A 22,597-nucleotide genomic window follows, 5' to 3' on the forward strand; every position below is an offset into this window, starting at 1 on the left:
AACGCGCGCCGGGCGGCCCCGGACGTCTCCCCGGTAGGGGACGGCCGGTGTTGTCATGCTGATGCTGCCTTCCAGCCGAAGGTAGGCGCCGGCCGGGTGGCGCAGACAGGACATTGAGGGGGCTTCTGACCAAGCTCCTATCAGGTCATGTTCCGCCCGGCCGGAGCCATGAGAACGGGTCCCGGCAGCCGGACAGAACAACACGAAGACAGCCCAGCAGGGCGTCAGTCAGTGGTCGAGCCACGACCACCGGGACCTGAGTATCAGCATCAATGTCAGTGGTGCCGCGTAGTGTTCCGGGCAGTGGGAGAACCTGCCCGGGACGGGTGAACGGCATGCACGGGGGAGCGATGGGCGCGACGGACACGGCCGGTACGAGTGTGATCACCCTGACCGAGACCGACCTGGACCCGTACGTCACGCACGGGCCGACCCGCCGCTGGCTGACCGGCCCCGGACTGCCGGGCGTGGGCGCCCTGGTCACCTTCGAGGCGCTGCGCGCGGACGGGCTGCGCACGGTCGCGGACGCCACCGGCGACCACCCCGCCGACCTGCTGCCCGCCGGGCTGCGCGACCAGCTGGTGATAGGCGGCCTGATCGGCGCGGAGGGGCCGCGGACCGAGTCGGTGCTGCTGGACGGCGCGACCGGCGAGGTCACCACCACGTACTTCCTCCACGACCGCCCCGGCCTGATGGACCGCCGCCGACTCGCGCCGTCGCTGGAGAAGCTGGTGCGGTTCGCCACGGCGGCCGACGAACTGGCGGCGCTGCGCGGCCAGTTCGCGGCCTACGCGGGCCGCTTCGGACCCGAGGTGGTGGACCGGGCGTCGGCCCAGCTGCTCGCGCTGTACGAGGCGGGGTCCGACGGCGGCGAGGTGCCGCCGTTCTGGCGGCTGACGGCGGTGATCCGCCCGCTGGCGCTGATGGCGGGCCCCGGCACCCGCTCCGAGCTGGCCCTCGACCTGCCGCCCCGGCTGCTCGACGAGGAGTTCGGCGCCCGTGCCGTGGTCCGTTTCGAGGACGTCGACTTCCCGGCCGCGCTCACCCACGAGCCGACCCGCCGCTTCCTGCGGGAGGCCGGGCTGCCGGAGGAATGCGTCTGGTTCTTCCTCGACACGGACGCGCCACTGCCCACGATGGCCGAGCACGTGGCGGACGACCCGGCCGCCGCGCTCCCGCCGCGGGCCGACAGCCTGATCCGCCTCGGGTACCTGCTGGAGGACACCAGCCTGGTCGTCGACGGCGCGACGGGCGCGGTCCTCGCGTGGAGCGAGGCCGAAGCGGTGCTGCGGCCCCTGAACGCCGACGTGTCCACCCTCGCCTTCACCCTCTGGCTGATCCACCGCGAGCGCTCCCTCGACGCCGTGCACGACCTCACGGAGGCCTACGACCAGCTGGCCGACGCCATGTCCCGCACCCTGGCCGCCGTCGACCGCACGGCCTGCGACCCCGCCCCGGTCGGTCCCACGGACGACGGCCGGCGCTACTGGCCGCAGATGTTCGAGGACGAGGCGGGCGGCGGACTGTACGCGTAGCCGCCGGGTCTGTGGCCGAGCGTCGTAGGCCCCGGCCCTACGACCGACGACGGAGGCGCTGACCGACCTCCGACAGGGGTCAAACGCGGGTTCGCGCCTTACTCTGGCGGGCGTGACTGTCCTCAAGCCCCCTGCCGCCGCTGTCGGCGGCGATCGCGCCGACACCGTGCTCGGACGCTCCTACCGGTCCCTCAGCATCGGCATCGTCTCCGTCGTCCTGCTGATCGCCTTCGAGGCGACGGCCGTCGGGACCGCCATGCCGGTGGCGGCGCGGGAACTGCACGGGGTGCCGCTGTACGCGTTCGCGTTCTCCGGGTTCTTCACGACGAGTCTGCTCGGCATGGTGCTGTCCGGGCAGTGGTCCGACCGGCGCGGCCCGCTCGCCCCGCTGGCCTGGGGCATGGTCGCCTTCGCGGGCGGTCTGCTGCTGTGCGGCACCGCCGGTGCCATGTGGGTCTTCGTCGCCGGCCGGGCGGTCCAGGGCCTCGGCGGCGGCCTGGTCATCGTCGCGCTGTACGTGGTCGTCGGCCGCGCCTACCCGGAGCGGCTCCGCCCCGCCATCATGGCGGCCTTCGCGGCGAGCTGGGTCGTCCCGTCGGTCGTCGGGCCGCTGGCATCCGGCGCGGTCACCGAACACCTCGGCTGGCGCTGGGTCTTCCTCGGCATCCCGCCCCTGGTCGCCTTCCCGCTGGCCCTCGCCCTGCCGCGGATACGGCAGCGGGCGGCCGGCCCGGCGGAGACCGGCCCCGGCGACGGCGACCGCTCCGGCTCCCTCGACCGGCGCCGCATCCGGCTGGCCTTCGCCGTCTCCCTCGGCGCGGGACTCCTCCAGTACGCCGCCCAGGAGCTGCGCCCCCTCTCCCTCCTCCCGGCAGCCCTGGGCGCCGCCCTGCTCGTGCCCGCCGCGCTCGGGCTGCTGCCGCGCGGCACGCTTCGGGCGGCCCGCGGTCTGCCGTCGGTCGTGCTGCTGCGCGGCCTGGCGGCGGGGTCCTTCATCGCCGCCGAGTCCTTCGTGCCGCTGATGCTGGTCACCCAGCGGGGGCTGTCCCCGACACTCGCCGGGTTCTCCCTCGCGGCGGGCGGGGCGACCTGGGCGCTGGGCTCCTGGGTGCAGTCGCGGCCGCGGGTGATGCCGTACCGGGAGCGGCTGATGACCCTGGGCATGCTGCTCACCGCCACCGCGATCACCACCGCGCCGGGCGTGCTCGCCGACTCGGTACCGGTGTGGACAGTGGCCGTCGCCTGGGCCCTGGGCTGCTTCGGCATGGGCCTGGTGATCTCCTCCTCCAGCGTCCTGCTGCTCCAGCTGTCCGCCCCCGAGGAGGCCGGTGCCAACTCCGCCGCCCTCCAGATCTCCGACGCCCTCTCCAACGTCCTCCTCCTCGCCGCCGGCGGCGCCGCCTTCGCCGCGCTGGGCGGCGGCTCCACCGCCCACCCGACCGGGGACACCGCCGTCACCGGCTCCCACCCCGCCGCGTACCTCGCGGTGTTCCTGCCGATGGCGGGCGTGGCGCTGCTGGGGGCGTGGGTGACCCGGCGGCTGCGGGACCGCACCCCGACGACCGGCACCCCCGTACCCGAGGAACACCCCGCCCGCATGCTGCCCTGACGGCACCGGGCGGCGCGACCGGACCGGGCGCGCCGCCCGGGGGCGGAACAGGCCCCGCCCGGCCCCGCGTCACCGCCGGCGGACCGGCTCCGCCCCGCACGGTTCCCGGTGCAGGTGGACCGCGGGCGGGAAGCCGCTGCCGGACTCGGGGAGGAACGCGTCGTAGGGCTGCCCCGGTTCGATGCGCCGGCCGCAGCGGTCGCAGGTCACCCAGTGGCGCAGGGTGAGGCGGTGCAGCAGACGGCCGGTCCCGCACAGCTCGGAGTGGTTGGCGCACCGCTCGCAGGCCGTGGCGTGCGGGAGGAACGCGGAGTGCGCGCGGGCGCCGACACAGGGGCGGCACGCCCGCGGGAACCATCGCTCCGGCGGCGCCTGTTCCCCGAGGTCGACGGCCGACTCGCCGTCCAGCCCGTGCCCGCACCACACGCAGGCGGCACCCCGCCGCCGCTCGTCGTCCAGGGCGTCCCGCGCGGGCAGCCGTAGGACGGCGAGTGCCTCGGGGGTGATCTCCGCAGTTCTGGTCACCTGGGCCTCCTTCGGGGCACTGAACATGCGCAGTTCCCGTGGAGTGGGTCCTGCACCACAGAGATTGGACCGGTGGACCGGTCCAGTCAAGCGGCTGATGGTCTGCGCTACCCCATCGGGTACCTCTCGGTTTCCTCGAACACATGCGAGGCCGTGACGCCCTCCTCGCACACCAGCGGACGTCGCTCCTGGTCGTACGCCGCGTGGAGCACCACGGCGACCGCCACGGGCTGTTCGACCTCCAGCAGACGCGCCTCCTCGGCGGTGGCCAGGCGAACCGTCTTCACATCGACGCCTTCGGAGGGTGAGCGGCCGGTTTCCCGGCGCACGTAATGCGTCGTTCCCTCGGAGATCGGGCCCGCCATCGACAACCGAGGAGCGGCGTCCGTGATGTCCGGGGGAAACCAGGCGGTGACGAGCGTGCCCGGGGCTCCGTCGTCCAGCAGGACCAGCCGAGCCCGCCGCAGGGCCGTCTCACCCGCCTCCAGCCCGAGAGCATCGCTCACGTGATCCGGCGGAACGACGCGGTCGGGCGTCCCCAGACGTCGGAACGGCGCACCGCCGGACACCCGAGCCGTCCCGGCGCGGCGGCCACCCGCGGGGCGCGCGAGCGGCGTGTCCACGACGGTGAACCCCGCACCCTGCCGCGCTACGACCACGCCGTCACCGCGCAGCACGTCGTACGCCTTGACGACCGTCGCCCGGGACACGCTCCACTGTTCGGCCAGGTCACGTCCGGACGGCAGCAGCTCACCGGGTCCGAACTCACCGTTCGCGATCCGCGACCGCAGATCCTCGGCGATCTGCTCGTACTTCAGCAAAGGCATGGGCACTGTTCCGATCACTGGACTGGTCCACCGGTGAGCCCCAGAATGCCCCCATGACGAACGTTGAGCCAGCGCCGGAGATCGTGAGGTTCTACACCGAGACCATCGACGAGGCCGACCGGCTGAGCACGACGGCCGACGGGTGCCTGGAGATGGTGCGCACCCAAGAACTGCTGCGCCGGTACCTGCCGCCACCGCCCGCCCGGATCCTCGACATCGGCGGCGGGCCCGGCGCCCACGCCCGATGGCTCGTCGCCGACGGCTACACCGTCCACCTCGTCGATCCGGTCCCCCGCCACGTCGAGCAGGCCGAACGGACCGGCGCCACCGTCGAACTCGGTGATGCCCGTCAACTCTCCGCCGACGACGCCACCTACGACGTGGTGCTCCTGCTGGGACCGCTCTACCACCTGCTCGACCGCGCCGACCGCGACCGCGCCCTGGCGGAGGCGTACCGGGTCCTGCGCCCGGTCGGCCTGCTGGCTGCGGCCGGTATCAACCGATACTCCAGCCTGTTCGAGCACGCCGCCTTCGGGCACCTCCACAAGGAGCCGATGCGGGAGAGCATCGGCGGCATCCTCGCCTCCCAGATCCATGACGGGAAGAAGGCGTTCACCGCCGCCTACTTCCACAGCGGCGGGCAGTTGCGCGACGAGGTGTCGGCGGCGGGCTTCGACGGTGCGGAGGTGTTCGGCATCGAGGGCCCGGCCTGGTCCATGCTCGCGGCGGCCGAGCGCAACACGGGCGGCGACTTCCGGGACTCCCCGCTCTTCGCGTCGGCGTTGACCGCCGCCCGCATGGCCGAGCCGTATCCGGAACTCATGGCCGCCAGCTCGCACCTGCTCGCCGTCGCCCGCCGACCTGCCTGACGCCCTGGGGCCGCGGCGAGGCCGGCCCCGGGGAACGCAGGCCGTCCGGCCCGCAAAGCGTTCGCGGCGGGCCGGGCGGGCCGCCTACGCTGCGGTCATGTCCGAGCTGACTCTCCGCCTCCCGCCCGATCTCCGCCAGGCCCTCGACGACCTCGCCGACGCCACCGGGCGCGGTGCGGAGGACGTCGTCCTGGACGCCGTACGGGAGCGGGTGGCGCGGGAGGCGGCAGGCGTGCGGGGCGTCGCCGAGGGGCTTGCCGTCGCGCACGCCGAGTTGCTGCGGAGGCTGGGCGAATGACGCGGCACCTCACCGTCGCGGAGGTCACGGACATCGCCGCGCTCGCGTTCGGCGGGCGGGAGCCCGAGGTGCGGGAGCCGGGGCTGCTGGCGTCCGCCGTGCACCGGTCGCGGGCGCGGATGTTCGGGGCGGCGGCCTACGAGGACCTCCACGAGCAGGCCGCCGCGCTCCTGCACGCCCTGGCCGCCAACCACCCCCTCGTGGACGGGAACAAGCGGACCGCGTGGCTGGCCGCCGCCACCTTCCTGGCGGTCAACGGCGTCGATCTGACCGACTGCGACCAGGATGTGGCGTACGCGCTGGTCATCGATGTCGCGGCGGGGGAGGAGACGGAGATCGCCGGGATCGCCGGGCGGTTGCGGGCGTTGTGATGTGGGTCCCACCCGGCGGGGGCGGCGGGGCGGGTGCGGCGTGTGGGGGCCGGGGCGCCGGTAGGGTGGCCCGGTTGTCGTACGCAGCCGAGAGCCACTGTCGTTCGTAGCCGAGAACCGGCCCACCGAGAGCACCGAACCCGGAGACCGTGACTACCACCGCCGCTTCCTCCTCGCACTCCCACCACCTCTCCCCGGCCTTCCCGGGCCGCGCTCCCTGGGGCACCGCCAGCAAGCTGCGGGCCTGGCAGCAGGGGGCGATGGAGAAGTACCTCCAGGAGCAGCCGCGTGACTTCCTCGCCGTCGCCACGCCCGGCGCCGGCAAGACGACCTTCGCGCTCACCCTGGCCTCCTGGCTGCTGCACCACCACGTCGTCCAGCAGGTGACCGTGGTCGCGCCCACCGAGCACCTGAAGAAGCAGTGGGCGGAGGCCGCGGCCCGGATAGGAATCCGGCTCGACCCGGAGTACAGCGCCGGGCCGCTGAGCAAGGAGTACCACGGCGTCGCCGTGACGTACGCGGGCGTCGGCGTGCGGCCGATGCTGCACCGCAACCGCAGCGAGCAGCGCAAGACGCTGGTGATCCTCGACGAGATCCACCACGCGGGCGACAGTAAGTCCTGGGGCGAGGCGTGCCTGGAGGCGTTCGAACCGGCGACGCGGCGCCTCGCGCTCACCGGTACGCCGTTCCGCTCCGACACCAACCCGATCCCCTTCGTGACGTACGAGGAGGGCCAGGACGGGATCCGGCGCTCCGCCGCCGACTACACCTACGGCTACGGCTCCGCGCTCGCCGACCACGTCGTGCGGCCGGTCATCTTCCTCTCCTACAGCGGCAACATGCGCTGGCGGACCAAGGCCGGCGACGAGATCGCGGCCCGGCTCGGCGAGCCGATGACCAAGGACGCGATCAGCCAGGCGTGGCGTACGGCCCTCGACCCGCGCGGCGAGTGGATGCCGAGCGTGCTGCGCGCCGCCGACCAGCGGCTGACCGAGGTGCGCAAGGCCATACCGGACGCCGGCGCCCTCGTCATCGCCTCCGACCAGGACTCGGCGCGCGCCTACGCCAAGCTGATCCGCGAGATCACGGGCAGCAAGGCGACGCTGGTGCTGTCCGACGACGTGGGCGCGTCCAAGCGGATCGACGAGTTCAGCAGCGGCACCGACCGGTGGATGGTCGCGGTGCGGATGGTGTCGGAGGGCGTCGACGTGCCGCGCCTCGCGGTCGGGGTGTACGCGACGACGATCTCCACGCCGCTGTTCTTCGCGCAGGCCGTCGGCCGTTTCGTGCGGTCGCGGCGGCGCGGCGAGACCGCGTCGGTGTTCCTGCCGACCGTCCCCGACCTGCTCGGCTTCGCCAACGAGATGGAACGCGAGCGCGACCACGTCCTCGACAAGCCCAAGAAGGGCGGCGAGGACGAGGACCCCTACGCCGAGTCCGAGAAGGAGATGGACGAGGCGAACCGGGAGCAGGACGAGGACACCGGCGAGCAGGACATGCTGCCCTTCGAGGCGCTGGAGTCCGACGCCGTCTTCGACCGGGTCACCTACAACGGCGCCGACTTCGGCATGCAGGCCCACCCCGGCAGCGAGGAGGAGCAGGACTACCTCGGCATCCCGGGCCTGCTGGAGCCCGACCAGGTGCAGCTGCTGCTGCAGAAGCGGCAGGCCAAGCAGATCGCGCACAGCCGGAAGAAGCCGGCCGAGGAGGCCGACCTGCTGGAGCTTCCCGCCGAGCGGCGGCCGGTGGTCTCCCACAAGGAGCTGATGGAGCTGCGCCGCCAGCTCAACACGATGGTCGGCGCGTACGTCCACCAGAGTGGCAAGCCGCACGGGGTGATCCACACCGAGCTGCGCCGGGTGTGCGGTGGGCCGCCGAGCGCGGAGGCGACGGCAGGACAGCTGCGGCAGCGCATCGCCAAGGTGCAGGAGTGGGCGACGCGCATGAAGTGACCGGCGGGGTGGTGCGGGGGCGGGCACGCCGTCGGCGCGCGCCGTACGTATCGGGGCAAATGCAGGTAGTCCTGTCGAGCTGTTGACCGGATTCTGGACGGAGCCTTCCGCTCAGCGAACCGGTGCGGCTACTGTCCCGCTACGCACACGCCCCGTGGCAGTGCCGCCGCGGAGCGCAGCCGTGAAGCGACTGTTGCCCGGAACGACCCGGGCCGTCATCGATCGGCGGCCTCTGACGCGCGTCACGCGACGGGACTCGATGACGCATCCGCCGCGCGGGGGTCTGCCGACCTCACCAGTTGGAGGAGTGGGCGTCGTGACCGCGGAGACCTCTCAGACGCTCGACCGGGGACTGCGTGTCCTCAAGCTGCTGGCCGACACGGACCACGGACTGACCGTCACCGAGCTTTCCCAGAAACTGGGCGTGAACCGGACCGTGGTGTACCGGTTGCTCGCCACGCTGGAGCAGCACGCGCTCGTCCGGCGTGATCTCGGCGGCCGTGCCCGGGTGGGGCTCGGGGTGCTGAGGCTGGGGCGCCAGGTGCACCCGCTGGTGCGGGAGGCGGCGCTGCCGGCGCTTCGGTCGCTCGCCGAGGACATCGGGGCGACCGCCCACCTGACCCTCGTCGACGGCGCCGACGCGCTGGCCGTGGCGGTGGTCGAGCCCACCTGGACCGACTACCACGTGGCCTACCGGGCCGGTTTCCGGCATCCGCTGGACCGGGGCGCGGCGGGGCGGGCGATACTCGCGGCCCGCCAGCGGACGCTGTCCGAGCCCGGCTACACCCTCACCCACGGCGAACTGGAGGCGGGCGCCTGCGGGGCCGCCGCACCGCTGCTCGGGGTGACGGGCGTCGAGGGCAGCGTCGGTGTCGTCATGCTGGCCGACGCGGTGCCGGAACGCGTAGGCCCTCGGGTCGTCGACGCGGCCCGTGAGGTCGCCGAAGCGCTGCGCTAGCCGGGCGGCGCACGCCCTGGCGGCCCGGCGAGGTCGCCGAAGCGCTCCGTCGGCCGGGTCGCGCGCTTCGGGCAGGCCGAGAGAGGCCGCCGAAGCGCTGTGTCAGGCGGACCGCACGCCCTACGGCCGGGCGGCGGGCGGGCGCCCGCGCCGGACCACGTACATTGAGGCCGTGTTCTCTCGGTTGTCTCGTCTCAGCAGGCCCCGGGCCGTCGCCCTGTACGCGGTGCCGTTCGTCGCGCTGCTCGCCACCGCCGGTCTGGCGCCGTTGCCGTTCTCGGTGGCGCAGCCCGGTATGACGGCGAACGTGCTGGGGGCGGACAAGGGCACCCCGGTGATCACCATCTCGGGTGCGCCGACCCGCGAGACCTCCGGCCAGCTGAGGATGACGACGATCGAGGCGACGAATCCGGACACCCGGATCACGCTCCCCGAGGTGCTCGACGGCTGGTTCCGTACCGACCGTGCCGTCATGCCCCGGGACTCGGTCTACCCGAGCGGGGACAGCGTCGAGGAGATCCAGCGGCACAACACCGCGCAGATGGAGGAGTCGCAGAACGACGCGACCGAGGCGGCGCTGGCGTACCTGAAGCTGGACTCCGACGACGTCAAGGTCGACCTGGAGCTCGCCGACGTCGGCGGGCCCAGTGCCGGTCTGCTGTTCTCGCTCGGCATCGTCGACAAGCTCGACGGTGACGGCGTCGGCGGCGACCTCACCGGCGGCCGGGTCATCGCCGGTACGGGCACCATCGACGCCGCCGGCCGGGTCGGCGCGGTCGGCGGCGTCGCCCTGAAGACGCAGGCGGCGCGCCGTGACGGGGCGACCGTCTTCCTGGTCCCGAAGGCGGAGTGCTCCGACGCGAAGGGCGAGCTGCCCGAGGGCCTGAGACTGGTCCCGGTGACCACCCTCAGGGGCACGGTGGCCGCCCTGAAGGCACTGGCGTCGGGCAAGGGCTCCGTCCCCGCCTGCTGAGCCGGGGACGGTCCTCCCACCGGGCGGGCACGACGCGCGGCGTGGACACCAGCCCCTACTGCGCCGGAAGGACGCGCGGCGTGGACACCAGGCGCAGGCCGACTTCCACCAGCGTCCAGCCGACCTTCGTCCGGAGCTGTCGCGCGGGCCTGGATCCGGCGGCGGCCGCGTCCCGGCCGGCCTCGGCGCGGAGCTCGGCGGCGCGGGTGTGGTGCAGGGCGAGATGGGTCTCGGGATGCATCGGGCGGGCCTCTCAGTCCGTTCGGTCCGTGCGGGTGGGGAAGACGTGGGTGTGCAGGCGTACCTGCTCGGCGCCGGGTGAGCCCTCGGGCAGCGCCCGGGCGCGGTAGCTCTCGATCAGGTCGTGCATCCGCTCGCCGAGCTCACCGGCGAGTTCGGGGGTGAGGCGCAGCGTGAAGTCGCTGATGTCCGAGGCGGCGAACCACTCCTCGCCCCACTCGTGGATCGTGCCGACGTAGGTCGACAGCTCCTGGGCGTGGACGCCGGCGACCTCGTGCATGAACACGCTGGCGGCGCCCCGCACCGCCGGGTCCGGGTCCGTCAGCAGTTCGTCGTCGAACCGGACGCCCTCGTCGACCGCCCGCCACCAGCGCTCCCGGCCCTTGCCGTGCTCCGGGGCGTCCTCGACGAAGCCGTAGGCGGCGAGCTGGCGCAGGTGGTAGCTGGTGGCCCCGCTCGACTCGCCCAGCTTCGCCGCGAGCCGGGAGGCGGTGGCGGGGCCGCCCCGGCGCAGCGCGGACAGCAGCCGCATCCGCAGGGGGTGGGCGAGGCCGCGCAGGGTGCGGGCGTCGAGCACATGCAGCTTGGGGTTCTCGGGCATGCATGCAAAGGTAGCGTTGCAAAGAGAGCTTTGCAAGCAGTTCTTTGTAACCTTGGGCCGGTTCCGTCGTGCCTGGCGGGTCCCGTTGCGTGCCGTCAGGCCGGCTCCGTGCCCGCCGCCTGCTCCACCAGCGGGATGATCCGCAGCGGCACCGGGTTCTCCATCACGATCGCGGTCGACGCCCGCACGATCCCGTCGATGCCGACGACCCGGTCGATCACCCGCTGCAGGTCCGCGTTGGACCGGGCCACCAGCCGGCACAGCATGTCCCCGCTGCCGGTCGTGGTGTGCAGCTCCAGCACCTCCGGCACGGACGCCAGGTGGGCCCGGACGTCGGCCCCCTGGCCCTGCCGGATCTGCAGCGTGGCGAACGCGGTGACCGGGTAGCCGAGCGCCGCCGGGTCCACCTGGGGGCCGAAGCCGCGGACGACCCCGTTCGACTGGAGCCGGTCCAGCCGCGCCTGCACCGTCCCGCGGGCCACGCCGAGGCGCCGGGACATCTCCAGGACGCCGATCCGCGGCTCCCGTGCGAGCAGCACGATGATCCGCCCGTCCAGATGATCGATCGCCATACCGGCCTCCCGGTGGTCATCCTGTACAGAGAGCCCGCCGATCCGGGCCCGCTGCTGGGCATATTGCCCAGTGAAAGAAGAAACTATTGCGCACTCTGCCGAGTCGGGTGAGGCTGCGCCTATGACGCAGACCACACACCACACTCCCGACACCGCCCGGCAGGCCGACCCCTTCCCGGTCAAGGGAATGGACGCGGTCGTCTTCGCCGTGGGCAACGCCAAGCAGGCGGCGCACTACTACTCCACCGCTTTCGGCATGAAGCTGGTCGCCTACTCCGGACCGGAGAACGGCAGCCGCGAGACGGCGTCGTACGTCCTGGAGAACGGCTCGGCCCGCTTCGTGTTCACCTCGGTCGTCAAGCCCGCCACCACCTGGGGCCACTTCCTCGCCGAGCACGTGGCGGAGCACGGCGACGGCGTCATCGACCTCGCCATCGAGGTCCCGGACGCGCGCGCCGCGTACACGTACGCCCTCGAACACGGCGCGACCTCGGTCGCCGAGCCCTACGAGGTGAAGGACGAGCACGGCACGGTCGTGCTGGCCGCCATCGCCACCTACGGCAAGACCCGCCACACCCTCGTCGAGCGTTCCGGCTACGACGGCCCCTACCTGCCCGGCTACGTCGCCGCCCGGCCGATCGTCGAACCGCCCGCGCAGCGCACCTTCCAGGCGATCGACCACTGCGTCGGCAACGTCGAACTCGGCCGGATGAACGAGTGGGTCGGCTTCTACAACAAGGTCATGGGCTTCACGAACATGAAGGAGTTCGTGGGCGACGACATCGCGACCGAGTACAGCGCGCTGATGTCCAAGGTCGTGGCCGACGGCACGCTCAAGGTCAAGTTCCCGATCAACGAGCCCGCCGTCGCCAAGAAGAAGTCCCAGATCGACGAGTACCTGGAGTTCTACGGCGGCGCGGGCGTCCAGCACATCGCGCTCAACACCAACGACATCGTGCAGACGGTCCGTACCATGCGCGCCGCCGGCGTCCAGTTCCTCGACACCCCCGACTCGTACTACGACACGCTCGGCGAGTGGGTCGGCGACACTCGGGTGCCGATCGAGACGCTGCGCGAGCTGAAGATCCTCGCCGACCGCGACGAGGACGGCTACCTGCTGCAGATCTTCACCAAGCCGGTCCAGGACCGTCCGACCGTGTTCTTCGAACTCATCGAGCGGCACGGCTCGATGGGCTTCGGCAAGGGCAACTTCAAGGCGCTCTTCGAGGCGATCGAGCGGGAACAGGCCAAGCGCGGCAACCTGTAGGCGGCGGCCCCCCGGCCGGCCCGGGGGAGTGCCGGCTCACCGCGGCGCCCGGACGTCCGGCGGCTCGCCCAGCGCAGTCAGCGCGGCCCGGGCCGCCGGGGCGTGCACCGGCGAGAAGTACGGGTTGATCCGCAGCGCCTCCGCCAGATGGCGGCGGGCCGGGCCGGTCCGCCCCAACTCCCGCTCGATCATGCCCCGGTGGTAGGAGTACGGCGCACTCAGCACCGTGCCGCCGTGCTCCCGGTCCGTGGCCCGCACGGCGAACCCGAGCGCCTCCTCGTCGTTCCCGGCGCGGTGCAGGGCCCAGCCCAGCGCGTCGGCCACCGCGGTGCCCGGCTGCCGCCGCCACTCCTCGCGCAGCAGCCGGACCGCCAGCGCCGGGTCGCCGTGGTCCGCCTCGAACCGCCCGAGGACCAGCCGTCCGTCCACCCCGCCGGCCGCCCGCTCGCGGACCTGCTCGCGCAGCAGGTCGTACTGCACGCGCGCGGCCTGGGTGAGGCCCAGCGACTCGTACACCTCGCCCAGCTCCAGGGCGTACTGCGGCAGCGGCTGCTTGGCGAGCGCCATCCGGTACACGGTCAGCGCCTCCGAGGCGCGGCCCAGCGCGGCCAGCGCCCTGCCCTGCCCCGCCTGCGCGGCCCGCTGGTCGGGGTCCAGCCGGACCGCCTCCTCGAACTGCCGCAGCGCCTCCTCGCGGTCCCCGCGCTCCCAGGCCAGCTGCCCGGCCCGCTCCCGCCAGGCCGCCTGCTCGGCCGGGGAGACGGCGGCCGCCGCGGCGTCGGACAGGGCGGCGGCCGCGTCCTCGCGCCAGCCGCGGTCCCGGTACACGCCGGCCGCCCACGCCAGCACCGCCGGCCCCGACCGCGCCGCCGTCAGCTTGTCCAGGACGGCCCCGGCCCGCTTGTGGTCGCCGAGCCCGGTGTACGCGTCGATCAGCAGCGGATACGTCGTCCACCGGCGCGGCGACGCCTTCAGCGCGGCCTCGCCCCAGCGGCGGGCGGCCCGGAAGTCGCGCCGCGCGCCGGCCAGCGCGGCCAGGCCGTCCAGCGCCTCCGGGGTGCGGCCGGCCGCCAGCGAGGCGCGCAGCGCCCGCTCGGCCCGCGGGAAGTTCCCGGCGGCGTCGGCGGTCCGCCGCCCCTGCTCGACGTACGCCCGGCCCAGCAGCGCCCACCCGCGCGGGTCGTCGGGGTGCCGCCGCACGAACGCCTCCTGCTCGCCGATCAGCGCTGCCAGCCCGGGCAACGAGGCCGCCACCCCCCTGACCACGGCGCCCCGCGCCTCCACCGCGGGAGCGGGCCCCACGGCCGGCCGCGGCCCCGGCCCCCCGGACCCCCACAGCACCACACCGGCCCCCGCCAGCAGCCCGCCGGCCAGCGAGCCCACCAGCAGCCACCGCCCCCACCGCCGTCCCGGACGGCGGCCCGGGCACGCGGCGTCCCCCTGTCTCCGGGCGCCGCTGTCCGAGGCGGCCGGTACGGAGCCCGGGGTGCCGGGGTGCGCGGGGCTCTCCGCGGCCGGGTCGGGGCGCCGTCCGGCGGCCGGCAGGGCCTCGGAGCTCACGCCGGGCGCCGGGACGCGGGCGGCGGAGCTGTCCGGGAGCGGCGGGGCGGCGGGACCGGTGTCCCCCGGGGCAGCCGAGCCCGCCGAGGGGCCCGGATCGGCTGAGGGGCCCTGCTCCGGGGAGGGGTGAGGGGGCGCGGGTGCCGGGGCGGTCCGGGGGGCCGAGGCGGGGGCGGCGGGCGAGGCGGGCGGCTCGGCGGGCGCTGCGGCGGCGTTGTCCATGACGCTCACTGTGCGTCAGCGGAACGAGCCCCTCGCGGCGGCCCCGGGACGGAGCAGGTGGGGTTCACACCGATGGCCGCGGGTGACACGCTGTGATCATGAGCCGTATCGAGGGTGCCTCCGGCGCGGACCGTGACGAACTGACCGGCCGACTGCTCGCGGGCCTGCCGGCCGACGCCGTGCTGACCGACCCCGACGTCACCGCCTCCTACGCCAACGACATGGCCAGTTTCTGCCCGGCCGGCCGCCCGGCGGTCGTGGTGCTGCCGCGCACGGTCGAGCAGGTGCGGCACGTGATGCGCACCGCCACCGCACTGCGCGTTCCCGTCGTCCCGCAGGGCGCCCGCACCGGCCTGTCCGGCGGCGCCAACGCCGGCGACGGCTGCATCGCGCTGTCCCTGACCAGGATGGACCGCATCCTGGAGATCGACCCGGTCGAGCGGATCGCCGTCGTCGAACCGGGCGTCGTCAACGCGGACCTGTCCCGCGCCGTCGGCGAGCACGGCCTCGCCTACCCCCCGGACCCCTCCAGCTGGGAGACGTGCACGATCGGCGGGAACATCGGCACCGCGTCCGGCGGCCTGTGCTGCGTGAAGTACGGGGTGACCGCCGAGTACGTCCTCGGACTCGACGTCGTCCTGGCCGACGGCCGCCTGATGTCCACCGGCCGGCGCACCGCCAAGGGCGTCGCCGGATACGACCTCACCCGCCTGTTCGTCGGCTCCGAGGGCTCCCTCGGCGTCGTCGTCCGGGCGGTGCTGGCCCTGCGCCCCCGGCCACCGCGACACCTGGTCCTGGCCGCCGAGTTCGCCTCCGCCCGCGCCGCCTGCGACGCCGTCTGCCGGATCATGGCCGCCGGTCACGTCCCGTCCCTGCTGGAACTGATGGACCGTACGACCGTGAAGGCGGTCAACGACCTCACCCGCATGGGGCTTCCGGAGACCACCGAGGCGCTGCTGCTGGCCGCCTTCGACACCGCCGACCCCGCCGCCGACCTGGCGGCCGTGGGCGAGCTGTGCGAGGCGGCCGGCGCCACCCAGGTGGTGCCCGCCGACGACGCCGCCGAGTCCGAACTCCTGCTGCAGGCCCGGCGCTCGTCGCTCACCGCGCTCGAAGCGGTGAGCGGCACGACGATGATCGACGACGTGTGCGTGCCCCGCTCCCGCCTCGGCGACCTCCTCGACGGCGTCGAGCGCATCGCCGCCCGGCACCGGCTCACCATCGGCGTCGTCGCCCACGCCGGCGACGGCAACACCCACCCCACCGTCTGCTTCGACGCCCAAGACCCCGACGCGTCACGGCGCGCCCGGGAGTCGTTCGACGAGATCATGGCCCTCGGCCTCGAACTGGGCGGCACCATCACCGGCGAGCACGGCGTCGGCCTCCTCAAGAAGGAGTGGCTGGCCCGCGAACTAGGCCCCGTCGGGCTGGAGATGCAGCGGCGGATCAAAGAGGCCTTCGACCCGCTCGGCATCCTCAACCCGGGCAAGCTGTTCTGACCCGGCCCCCGGGCAGGCCGAGGGCGGCTCACCGGGCGAGCAGCTGGTCGAGTGCGTCGTCGATGCCCAACTGCTCCCTCTCGGTGCCCGGCGGCACCACCCGCAGCGTGCGCTCCAGCCAGACCGAGACCTGCGCGGCCGGCGCCTCCAGCAGCGCGTCGCCGTCCGGTGAGCTGAGCGCCATCAGCACCACACCGCGCCCCTCCGCCTTCGTCGGCCACACCCGCACGTCCCCCTGCCCGCACGGCCGGAACACCCCCTCCACCAGCAGCTCCCGGGCGAACGTCCAGTGCACCGGGAACTCGGAGTCGACGTGGAAGGTGACATGGACGGCGAACGGGTCGTCGCTGCGGTAGCCCAGCCGGGCCGGCACCGGGATGCTCCGCTCGGGCGACAGGATCAGCCGCAGCTCCAGTTCGCGTTCGACCACGGTGTGCATGGCGGTTCCTTCCTCTCGTGGAGCCCTCGGACGGGCCCGCGCACAGGAGAGAGAGGGGGCCGGACCGGAAGCATTACGCGGGTTCGGGCACCTTTCTTTTCCGGCTGTGCAGACGGATGCACGAGGTTGCACGGAAAGGAGTGGGTCGTGCGCGAGGGGCGGTGGAGGTTGCGCCGGTCTGATAGATGTGGAGGCCCCCATCCCACCCCCGAGCAGATACGGGACGACGGACATGAGCGCCCCCACCCCGGCCCCCGGCGACGACCGGCCCCGCGCAGGGTATTACCCGGACCCGTCCATTCCTGGATACGTCCGGTACTGGAACGGCGCCTCCTGGGTGCCCGGCACCAGCCGTCCGGCGCCCGGCGACGGCGAGCCGCTCGCCCCGCCGCCGGGCGCGTTCCCCGTCCCTGCGGTCGAGGAGACGGGCCCGCACTTCTTCGACGAGGACCCGCAGCCGACCGGGCCGTCCGCCCCCGCGGACGGCCCGGGGCCCTCCGGCGACCGCGCGGAACCCGCCTCCGCCTGGGCGGCCGACCGCTCCCGGCAGGCCGGCTTCGGCGGTGACCACGACCGGCGCGTCTCCTGGGGGGCGGACCCGAGGACACCGGCGCCGTCCGCGGCACCCCCCGAAAACCAGAGCGAGCGGGCGACCCCGGCGGCGGGGTCCGGCGGCGACCCGGGCGGGGCCGCGCCCGATCCGTCGGGCACGTTCGTCTTCCGCCGCCCGACCGTCGGCCCCGCCGGCCGGGCGGCCGACCCCGCCCCCGGCGGCTCCGCAGCGGGTGACGCCGACCCCGGCACCATGACCTTCCGCGCGCCCCAGCCGCGCAGCGCCGACCACGACGGAGCCCGCGACGCGCGGCCGGCCGCCCCGGACCCGGTCCCCACCGGCGGAGCGGTGTTCGCCGACCCGGCGGCGGGGCCGTCGGCCGCCGGCTCCGGGGCGGGTGCCGGCCCCGGCCGTGCCCCGTCCGCCCATGCCCCGTCCGCCCATGCCTCGTCAGGCCAGGCGCCGTCCGGCCATGTCCCGCCCGGCCAGGCGTCGTCGGGTCATGCCCCGTCCGGTCCGGCCTTCGGCGCACCGCCCGCGCCCCTGCCGGGCACCCCTGCGGGTCCGACACCGCCCGCCTCCGGCGTCCCGGCGCCCGCGGGCACCGCGCCGGCGGCGCCCGCGGCCGGCCCTGCCGTGCCCGCCCCCGCCAAGCCCGGCTTCGCCGCCGGCAAGGCCGCCGCAGAGCGGGCGTCGGCCGACCGGGCGGCGGTCCGGGCCGCGTCGCCCGCCGTCCCCGGCCCTTCCGCCCCGGCCCCCTCGGGGCCCCAGAGCCCCGACGCCGCCGCCTCGCACACGCCCTCCGCACCCGCCTTCCCGGGCACGACGCCCGCGCCCGACGCGTCCGCCGCCGCGGCTCAGGCGTCCCCGGCCGCCCCCGTGACGTCCGGGCCCGGTGGCGGTCAGCCCTCCTGGGCGCAGCAGGTGCACCAGCTGGCCGGGGGCGCCGGCGGCGGCGAGCAGCCCGTCGCACCGTGGAAGCCCCCGGTGGAGGACGTGTTCCAGGCAGCCGCCCGGCGCCAGGCGGCGGCCCGGCCCGCCCCGCTGGGCAAGCGGCTGGCCGCCCGACTGGTGGACACCGTCGTCCTGGGCGCCGTGACCACCGCGGCCGCCGTGCCGCTCGGCACCCGCGCCCTGGACCACGTGAACGAGAAGATCGACGCGGCCAAGCTGTCCGGCCGCACGGTCACCGTCTGGATCCTGGACGGCACCACCGCGGCGTACCTGGGCGTCGTCCTCGCCGTCCTCCTCCTCTTCGGCGCGCTCTACGAGGCGCTGCCCACCGCCAGGTGGGGCCGCACCCTCGGCAAGAAGCTGTTCGGACTGGAGGTGCGCGACATCGAGGGGCACGAGCCGCCCACCTTCGGCGCGGCCCTGCGCCGCTGGCTGGTCTACAGCGTCCCCGGCCTGCTCGCCGTCGGGGTCGTCGGCGTGCTGTGGGGCCTGATCGACAAGCCGTGGCGGCAGTGCTGGCACGACAAGGCGGCGCACACCTTCGTCGCGGGCTGACCCGTCGCCCCGGCGGCCGGCCGCCTCTCCGAGCGGACGCCGGGGCCTCGGCCGGGGGACCGCGGACGCCGGTACTCCGGACGGCGGCTCGCCGGGTGCGAGGCCGCCGGGTTCGCGGTGCACTCGGGCCATGACGACCGAACCGCCCCCCGGTTCCGGCGGCGAACCGCCGGAGGACGACCCGTTCCGGAAGCAGCCGCCCCCACCGCAGGGCGGCCACCCCTACGGCGGGCAGCCGTACGGCGGTGACCCGTACGGCGGTCGGGCCCACGGCGGTGACCCGTACGGCGGTCACCCGGCCGACCCGCAGGCCGGCATGCCCCCGCTCGCCGACAGCGGCCGGCGCACGCTGGCCCGGCTGATCGACATGGTGCTGGTGTTCATCGCGCTGGCGCTGCTCTCGTGGGCCTTCGGCCTCGGCGACTACGGCGTGGACAGCGACGAGGTCCAGGTCGGCAGGTCCCTGTCGCGGTCCGTGGTCGCCGCGGTGCTCTACATCGCGTACGACACCTTCCTGACCGCGCGGACCGGCCAGACGCTGGGCAAGAAGTGGCTCGGCCTGCGTGTGGCCAACCTCGACAACGGGGCCACGCCGTCCCTGCAGACCTCGCTGCTGCGCGCCCTCGTGCTGTGGGTGCCGTTCGCGTTCTGCTGCTTCGTCTTCTGGACCGCGATCGCGGGCGGCTGGAGCTTCTTCGACAAGCCGTACAAACAGGGCCTGCACGACAAGGCGGCCAAGACGGTGGTGGTCACCGTCAACTGAGCCGAAGCGGAACACTCCTGACCCGGTGCACGGTTTACGTCACACAACGCGGCTCCCACGCGGCGCCGTTCACCGCGCCGGGCGGCCGGTCAGCGTGCCACCGGCTCCCGCCGGGGCTGTCCGCTGCGCTCGGGCGCGGCCGGTGCGGCGGCCGGTGGCCGCGGTTTCGGCGCCGGTGCGGTCAGTGCGACGAGCAGGCCGAGCGCGAGGGCCGCGACGGCGATCAGAGTGACGGCGACGCCCGAACTCGCCTGCGACAGCAGCAGCATGGCGAGCGTCGAGAAGACCACGGTGCAGGAACCGTACGTGAGCTGTGCGACAGTCGGACGAGGCATGGCAATCGTGTCCTCGGAAGCGGGGGCGACTCGACTCTAAGGGCGTGCATGCCCGAGGGGAACGAACGGTAAGCGTGACCTGACCCACGGTGCCGGTGCACGGGGGGCGCACAGGGTCACACGTCCGCAATGCGAACCGGCGTCTCCCAATAGTGCACTTGACCTGACCAAGTCAAGGTCTGTCTTTTCCAGCAAACCAGTAGTCAAATGGCGTCACTTGACTACACGCGTATAACCGCGCGCGGACTTCCCTTGACAAGAGGACGCCCCTTCCGCGCGTACGGGCGCGTTAGGGGAGGACACCAAGTGACCAGTAGATCCTGGACGTTCAGAACGGCGGCGACCGTCGTCGCCCTCGCGGCGGCCTCGGCCACGTTCTCGACGTTCGCCGTGGCGACCGCCGCCGAGAACAAGCCGTCGGCGGCTCCGGCGGCCGACGGGCACGACCCGCAGCCCGTCGAGACCCGCGAGCACGACTTCGACGGGCCGCTCAGCAAGCGGCAGGAGGCCCAGCGCGAAGAAGCCCTGAAGCAGGTCATATCCGGCGAGGCGGCGGTCAAGGACCGTAACGGTTCCAAGGTCGTCCAGCTCGACAGCTGGGGCCGCGGCTCCAAGTACGTCGAGCTCGGCCGCGAGAAGACCGACAAGATCTTCACGATCCTCGTGGAGTTCGGTGACCAGGTCGACCCCCGCTACGGCGGCACGCCCGGTCCGCTGCACAACCAGATAGCCCAGCCCGACCGGGCGGACGACAACAGCACGGCCTGGCAGGCGGACTACGACCGCGCCCACTACCAGGACATGTACTTCGGCAACGGCACCGCCTCGCTGAAGACCTACTACGAGAAGCAGTCCTCGGGCCGCTACTCCGTCGAGGGCGACGTCGCCGACTGGGTCAAGGTGCCGTACAACGAGGCCCGTTACGGCTCCAACCTGGCCCCGCAGGGCGCCTGGTACGCCGTCCAGGACGGCCTGAAGGCGTTCGTCGCCGGGCAGAAGGCGGCCGGCAAGTCCGACGCCGACATCAAGGCGCAGCTGGCCCAGTACGACCAGTGGGACCGCTACGACTACGACGGCGACGGCAACTTCAACGAGCCCGACGGCTACATCGACCACTTCCAGATCGTGCACGCCGGCGAGGACGAGTCCGCGGGCGGCGGCGCGCAGGGCGAGGACGCCATCTGGGCGCACCGCTGGTACGCCTTCGGCACCGACGCCGGCGCCACCGGCCCCGAGAACAACAAGCTCGGCGGCACGCAGATCGGTGACACCGGCATCTGGGTCGGCGACTACACCATCCAGCCGGAGAACGGCGGACTGGGCGTCTTCGCCCACGAGTACGCCCACGACCTCGGTCTGCCGGACCACTACGACACCCAGGGCGGCGAGAACTCCACCGGCTTCTGGACGCTGATGTCCTCCGGCTCCTGGCTGGGCACCGGCAAGGAGTCCATCGGCGACATGCCGGGCGACATGAACGCCTGGGACAAGCTGCAGCTGGGCTGGCTGAAGTACGACACCGCCAAGGCCGGCAAGCGCTCCCTGCACACGCTGGGCGTCGCCGAGTACAACACCAAGCGGCCGCAGGCCGTCGTCGTCACCCTGCCGCAGAAGACGGTCACCACCGAGGTGGTCCCGCCGGCGCAGGGCGCGACGCAGTGGTGGAGCGGCAGCGGTGACGACCTGCGCAACACCCTGACCCGCTCGGTGGACCTCACCGGCAAGTCCTCCGCGAGCCTCAGCCTCGACGGCTGGTGGGACATCGAGACGGACTACGACTACCTCTACACCGAGGTCTCCACCGACGGCGGCGCGACCTTCACGCCGATCGACGGCACCCTGGCCGACGGCACCGCCATCCCGCGGGACGGCAGCGACAAGCCGGCCCTCACCGGCTCGGTCGACGCCTACCAGAAGCTGACCTTCCCGCTGGACGCCTACGCCGGCAAGAAGATCGACCTGCGCTTCCGCTACGCCACCGACGGCGGCGTGGCCCAGAAGGGCTTCGCGGCGGACGAGATCACCGTCACCGCCGACGGCGCGACCCTCTTCGCCGACGACGCGGAGTCCGCGGACGCCGCCTGGACGGCCAACGGCTTCACCCGCATCGGCGCGGCGATCACGGACGACTACGACCAGTTCTACATCGCCGAGAACCGCCAGTACGTGTCGTACGACAAGACCCTCAAGACGGGTCCGTACAACTTCGGCTGGTCGGACACCCGACCGGGCTGGGTCGAGCACTACCCGTACCAGAACGGTCTGCTGATCTGGAAGTGGGACACCTCCCAGAAGGACAACAACACCAGCCAGCACGAGGGTGAGGGCCTGGTCCTCCCGATCGACTCCCACCCCGCGCCGCTGAAGTTCTCCGACGGCACGCTGATGCGCAACCGCGTCCAGGCGTACGACTCGACCTTCAGCTGGTACCCGACCGACTCGATCACCCTGCACAAGAACGGCGTCGCCACCCGCGTCCCGATGCGCATGGGCGTCCCGGTCTTCGACGACGGCAAGTCGACGTACTACGACCCGTCGAACCCGCGTGCCGGTGTCAAGGTCACTGACACCAACACCTCGATCCGGATCCTCTGGGAGCCGCTGAGCGGCTCGAAGATGACCCTCCTGGTCGGTCCGTCGGCGAAGTAGTCGACGTTCTCGCAGGTCAGAAGCGTATCGGCGGCAACCCCTGGCGGGTTGCCGCCGATCGTGTTTAGGTGCGTGCTGTGGCTCGCTTATTGACACCTTCGCGACGACCGACCAGAACGGGGATGTGACCGCATGGCCGCAGGAGGCTTCTGCAAACTGCCCAACGGCTCGGTGGTGGTGGCACTCAACCTGCCCAGCCCCGCCGGGGACGGCCCGGGCGGCGTCCGGGTGCTCGTCCTCGCCGCCAACCGCGCCCGAGCCCTGACCAGGCTCCGCAACCTGGGGCTGCGCGCCGTCTACCTGCGCGGCAACGCGGCCCCTCCGACCCCGGACGAGATCACCGCGGTGCTCCACCACCCCGACGGCCTGATATGGCGTACCGCCCCTGACAACGGTGTCGCGACCACGGGTCTGGCCGTGGAGCTGTGGCGCCCGATCAGGCACCTCAAGAGGGGGGCGCGGCTGTAGCCG

At 73.5% G+C, this 22,597-nt stretch carries 22 protein-coding genes; 14 read left to right on the forward strand and 8 right to left on the reverse strand.

The features are described from left to right. Window positions 1–350 precede the first annotated feature (350 nt). A complete protein-coding gene (locus ACSLTV_RS19210; RefSeq protein WP_432157326.1) occupies window positions 351–1,535 on the forward strand; it encodes an SUKH-4 family immunity protein in 1,185 nt (394 codons plus the stop codon). Window positions 1,536–1,647: 112 nt separating this feature from the next. After that, a complete protein-coding gene (locus ACSLTV_RS19215) occupies window positions 1,648–3,144 on the forward strand; it encodes an MFS transporter (RefSeq protein ID WP_432157325.1) in 1,497 nt (498 codons plus the stop codon). Window positions 3,145–3,213: 69 nt separating this feature from the next. Here the strand turns inward: ACSLTV_RS19215 and ACSLTV_RS19220 are convergent, their stop codons facing one another. Beyond that, complete coding sequence (locus tag ACSLTV_RS19220) at window positions 3,214–3,669, reverse strand: hypothetical protein (RefSeq protein WP_432157324.1); 456 nt, start codon at window positions 3,667–3,669, stop codon at window positions 3,214–3,216. 107 nt (window positions 3,670–3,776) lie between these two features. Continuing rightward, the gene (locus ACSLTV_RS19225) at window positions 3,777–4,496 is read right to left on the reverse strand and encodes a GntR family transcriptional regulator (protein WP_432157323.1); all 720 of its coding nucleotides are present in this window, start codon (window positions 4,494–4,496) and stop codon (window positions 3,777–3,779) included. A gap of 53 nt (window positions 4,497–4,549) precedes the next feature. Between ACSLTV_RS19225 and ACSLTV_RS19230 the strand changes: the two genes are divergently transcribed. The 6 genes from ACSLTV_RS19230 (at window position 4,550) to ACSLTV_RS19255 (ending at window position 9,917) form a co-directional block, all read left to right on the forward strand. After that, on the forward strand, window positions 4,550–5,365 hold the full coding sequence (locus tag ACSLTV_RS19230) for a class I SAM-dependent methyltransferase (protein WP_432157322.1): 816 nt from the start codon (window positions 4,550–4,552) through the stop codon (window positions 5,363–5,365). Window positions 5,366–5,462: 97 nt separating this feature from the next. After that, window positions 5,463–5,663 (forward strand): hypothetical protein, encoded by a 201-nt coding sequence (locus tag ACSLTV_RS19235; protein WP_432157321.1) that lies wholly within the window; start codon window positions 5,463–5,465, stop codon window positions 5,661–5,663. Further along, a complete protein-coding gene (locus ACSLTV_RS19240) occupies window positions 5,660–6,034 on the forward strand; it encodes a type II toxin-antitoxin system death-on-curing family toxin (RefSeq protein ID WP_435612539.1) in 375 nt (124 codons plus the stop codon). Before ACSLTV_RS19235 ends, ACSLTV_RS19240 begins: the two co-directional genes overlap by 4 nt. A 149-nt stretch (window positions 6,035–6,183) precedes the next feature. Beyond that, entirely contained in the window at window positions 6,184–7,986 is a 1,803-nt protein-coding gene (locus ACSLTV_RS19245) for a DEAD/DEAH box helicase (protein WP_432133282.1), read from the forward strand. Between the two features lie 316 nt (window positions 7,987–8,302). Next, window positions 8,303–8,944 carry an IclR family transcriptional regulator gene (locus tag ACSLTV_RS19250; RefSeq protein ID WP_432133281.1) on the forward strand — a complete coding sequence of 214 codons (642 nt, stop codon included), beginning with the start codon at window positions 8,303–8,305 and terminating at the stop codon, window positions 8,942–8,944. 172 nt (window positions 8,945–9,116) lie between these two features. Beyond that, on the forward strand, window positions 9,117–9,917 hold the full coding sequence (locus tag ACSLTV_RS19255) for a S16 family serine protease (RefSeq protein ID WP_432133280.1): 801 nt from the start codon (window positions 9,117–9,119) through the stop codon (window positions 9,915–9,917). A gap of 55 nt (window positions 9,918–9,972) precedes the next feature. Here ACSLTV_RS19255 and ACSLTV_RS19260 read toward each other — a convergent pair whose 3' ends face one another. The 3 genes from ACSLTV_RS19260 to ACSLTV_RS19270 all read right to left on the reverse strand — a co-directional run bounded on the left by ACSLTV_RS19260 (window position 9,973) and on the right by ACSLTV_RS19270 (window position 11,330). Next, the gene (locus tag ACSLTV_RS19260) at window positions 9,973–10,158 is read right to left on the reverse strand and encodes a hypothetical protein (RefSeq protein WP_432133279.1); all 186 of its coding nucleotides are present in this window, start codon (window positions 10,156–10,158) and stop codon (window positions 9,973–9,975) included. A 12-nt stretch (window positions 10,159–10,170) separates the two neighbouring features. Continuing rightward, on the reverse strand, window positions 10,171–10,758 hold the full coding sequence (locus ACSLTV_RS19265) for an ArsR/SmtB family transcription factor (protein WP_432133278.1): 588 nt from the start codon (window positions 10,756–10,758) through the stop codon (window positions 10,171–10,173). Window positions 10,759–10,853: 95 nt separating this feature from the next. Beyond that, entirely contained in the window at window positions 10,854–11,330 is a 477-nt protein-coding gene (locus ACSLTV_RS19270; protein ID WP_432133277.1) for an Lrp/AsnC family transcriptional regulator, read from the reverse strand. 121 nt (window positions 11,331–11,451) lie between these two features. On the opposite strand from ACSLTV_RS19270, the gene hppD reads away from it, so the two are divergent. After that, window positions 11,452–12,597: a 4-hydroxyphenylpyruvate dioxygenase gene (hppD, locus tag ACSLTV_RS19275; RefSeq protein WP_432133276.1), complete on the forward strand. Its 1,146-nt coding sequence runs from the start codon at window positions 11,452–11,454 to the stop codon at window positions 12,595–12,597. A 36-nt stretch (window positions 12,598–12,633) separates the two neighbouring features. Here hppD and ACSLTV_RS19280 read toward each other — a convergent pair whose 3' ends face one another. Further along, entirely contained in the window at window positions 12,634–14,379 is a 1,746-nt protein-coding gene (locus tag ACSLTV_RS19280) for a tetratricopeptide repeat protein (RefSeq protein ID WP_435612540.1), read from the reverse strand. 92 nt (window positions 14,380–14,471) lie between these two features. Here ACSLTV_RS19280 and ACSLTV_RS19285 point away from each other — a divergent pair, with 92 nt between their 5' ends. Next, the gene (locus ACSLTV_RS19285; protein ID WP_432133274.1) at window positions 14,472–15,878 is read left to right on the forward strand and encodes an FAD-binding oxidoreductase; all 1,407 of its coding nucleotides are present in this window, start codon (window positions 14,472–14,474) and stop codon (window positions 15,876–15,878) included. A gap of 28 nt (window positions 15,879–15,906) precedes the next feature. Here ACSLTV_RS19285 and ACSLTV_RS19290 read toward each other — a convergent pair whose 3' ends face one another. Further along, entirely contained in the window at window positions 15,907–16,317 is a 411-nt protein-coding gene (locus ACSLTV_RS19290; protein WP_432133273.1) for an SsgA family sporulation/cell division regulator, read from the reverse strand. 232 nt (window positions 16,318–16,549) lie between these two features. Here ACSLTV_RS19290 and ACSLTV_RS19295 point away from each other — a divergent pair, with 232 nt between their 5' ends. Further along, on the forward strand, window positions 16,550–18,379 hold the full coding sequence (locus tag ACSLTV_RS19295; RefSeq protein ID WP_432133272.1) for an RDD family protein: 1,830 nt from the start codon (window positions 16,550–16,552) through the stop codon (window positions 18,377–18,379). 130 nt (window positions 18,380–18,509) lie between these two features. Then, on the forward strand, window positions 18,510–19,142 hold the full coding sequence (locus ACSLTV_RS19300) for an RDD family protein (RefSeq protein WP_435612541.1): 633 nt from the start codon (window positions 18,510–18,512) through the stop codon (window positions 19,140–19,142). 89 nt (window positions 19,143–19,231) lie between these two features. On the opposite strand, the gene ACSLTV_RS19305 is transcribed toward ACSLTV_RS19300, so the two are convergent. Next, window positions 19,232–19,477, reverse strand: a complete 246-nt coding sequence (locus tag ACSLTV_RS19305; protein WP_432133270.1) for a hypothetical protein — start codon at window positions 19,475–19,477, stop codon at window positions 19,232–19,234. 306 nt (window positions 19,478–19,783) lie between these two features. On the opposite strand from ACSLTV_RS19305, the gene ACSLTV_RS19310 reads away from it, so the two are divergent. Next, window positions 19,784–22,126, forward strand: coding sequence for an immune inhibitor A domain-containing protein (locus tag ACSLTV_RS19310; RefSeq protein ID WP_432133269.1), 2,343 nt, complete (start codon window positions 19,784–19,786; stop codon window positions 22,124–22,126). Window positions 22,127–22,258: 132 nt separating this feature from the next. Next, on the forward strand, window positions 22,259–22,594 hold the full coding sequence (locus ACSLTV_RS19315) for a hypothetical protein (protein ID WP_432133268.1): 336 nt from the start codon (window positions 22,259–22,261) through the stop codon (window positions 22,592–22,594). The last annotated feature ends 3 nt before the right edge of the window (window positions 22,595–22,597 follow it).

It is taken from the genome of Streptomyces sp. bgisy159 (assembly GCF_965341775.1).
GTDB lineage: Bacteria > Actinomycetota > Actinomycetes > Streptomycetales > Streptomycetaceae > Streptomyces.

Coding starts and splice junctions, on each gene's coding strand:
- ACSLTV_RS19210 (WP_432157326.1), top strand. CDS start 351: ATGGGCGCGACGGACACGGCCGGTACGAGTGTGATCACCCTGACCGAG.
- ACSLTV_RS19225 (WP_432157323.1), bottom strand. CDS start 4,496: ATGCCTTTGCTGAAGTACGAGCAGATCGCCGAGGATCTGCGGTCGCGG.
- ACSLTV_RS19230 (WP_432157322.1), top strand. CDS start 4,550: ATGACGAACGTTGAGCCAGCGCCGGAGATCGTGAGGTTCTACACCGAG.
- ACSLTV_RS19235 (WP_432157321.1), top strand. CDS start 5,463: ATGTCCGAGCTGACTCTCCGCCTCCCGCCCGATCTCCGCCAGGCCCTC.
- ACSLTV_RS19240 (WP_435612539.1), top strand. CDS start 5,660: ATGACGCGGCACCTCACCGTCGCGGAGGTCACGGACATCGCCGCGCTC.
- ACSLTV_RS19260 (WP_432133279.1), bottom strand. CDS start 10,158: ATGCATCCCGAGACCCATCTCGCCCTGCACCACACCCGCGCCGCCGAG.
- ACSLTV_RS19265 (WP_432133278.1), bottom strand. CDS start 10,758: ATGCCCGAGAACCCCAAGCTGCATGTGCTCGACGCCCGCACCCTGCGC.
- ACSLTV_RS19270 (WP_432133277.1), bottom strand. CDS start 11,330: ATGGCGATCGATCATCTGGACGGGCGGATCATCGTGCTGCTCGCACGG.
- hppD (WP_432133276.1), top strand. CDS start 11,452: ATGACGCAGACCACACACCACACTCCCGACACCGCCCGGCAGGCCGAC.
- ACSLTV_RS19280 (WP_435612540.1), bottom strand. CDS start 14,379: ATGGACAACGCCGCCGCAGCGCCCGCCGAGCCGCCCGCCTCGCCCGCC.
- ACSLTV_RS19290 (WP_432133273.1), bottom strand. CDS start 16,317: ATGCACACCGTGGTCGAACGCGAACTGGAGCTGCGGCTGATCCTGTCG.
- ACSLTV_RS19295 (WP_432133272.1), top strand. CDS start 16,550: ATGAGCGCCCCCACCCCGGCCCCCGGCGACGACCGGCCCCGCGCAGGG.
- ACSLTV_RS19300 (WP_435612541.1), top strand. CDS start 18,510: ATGACGACCGAACCGCCCCCCGGTTCCGGCGGCGAACCGCCGGAGGAC.
- ACSLTV_RS19305 (WP_432133270.1), bottom strand. CDS start 19,477: ATGCCTCGTCCGACTGTCGCACAGCTCACGTACGGTTCCTGCACCGTG.
- ACSLTV_RS19315 (WP_432133268.1), top strand. CDS start 22,259: ATGGCCGCAGGAGGCTTCTGCAAACTGCCCAACGGCTCGGTGGTGGTG.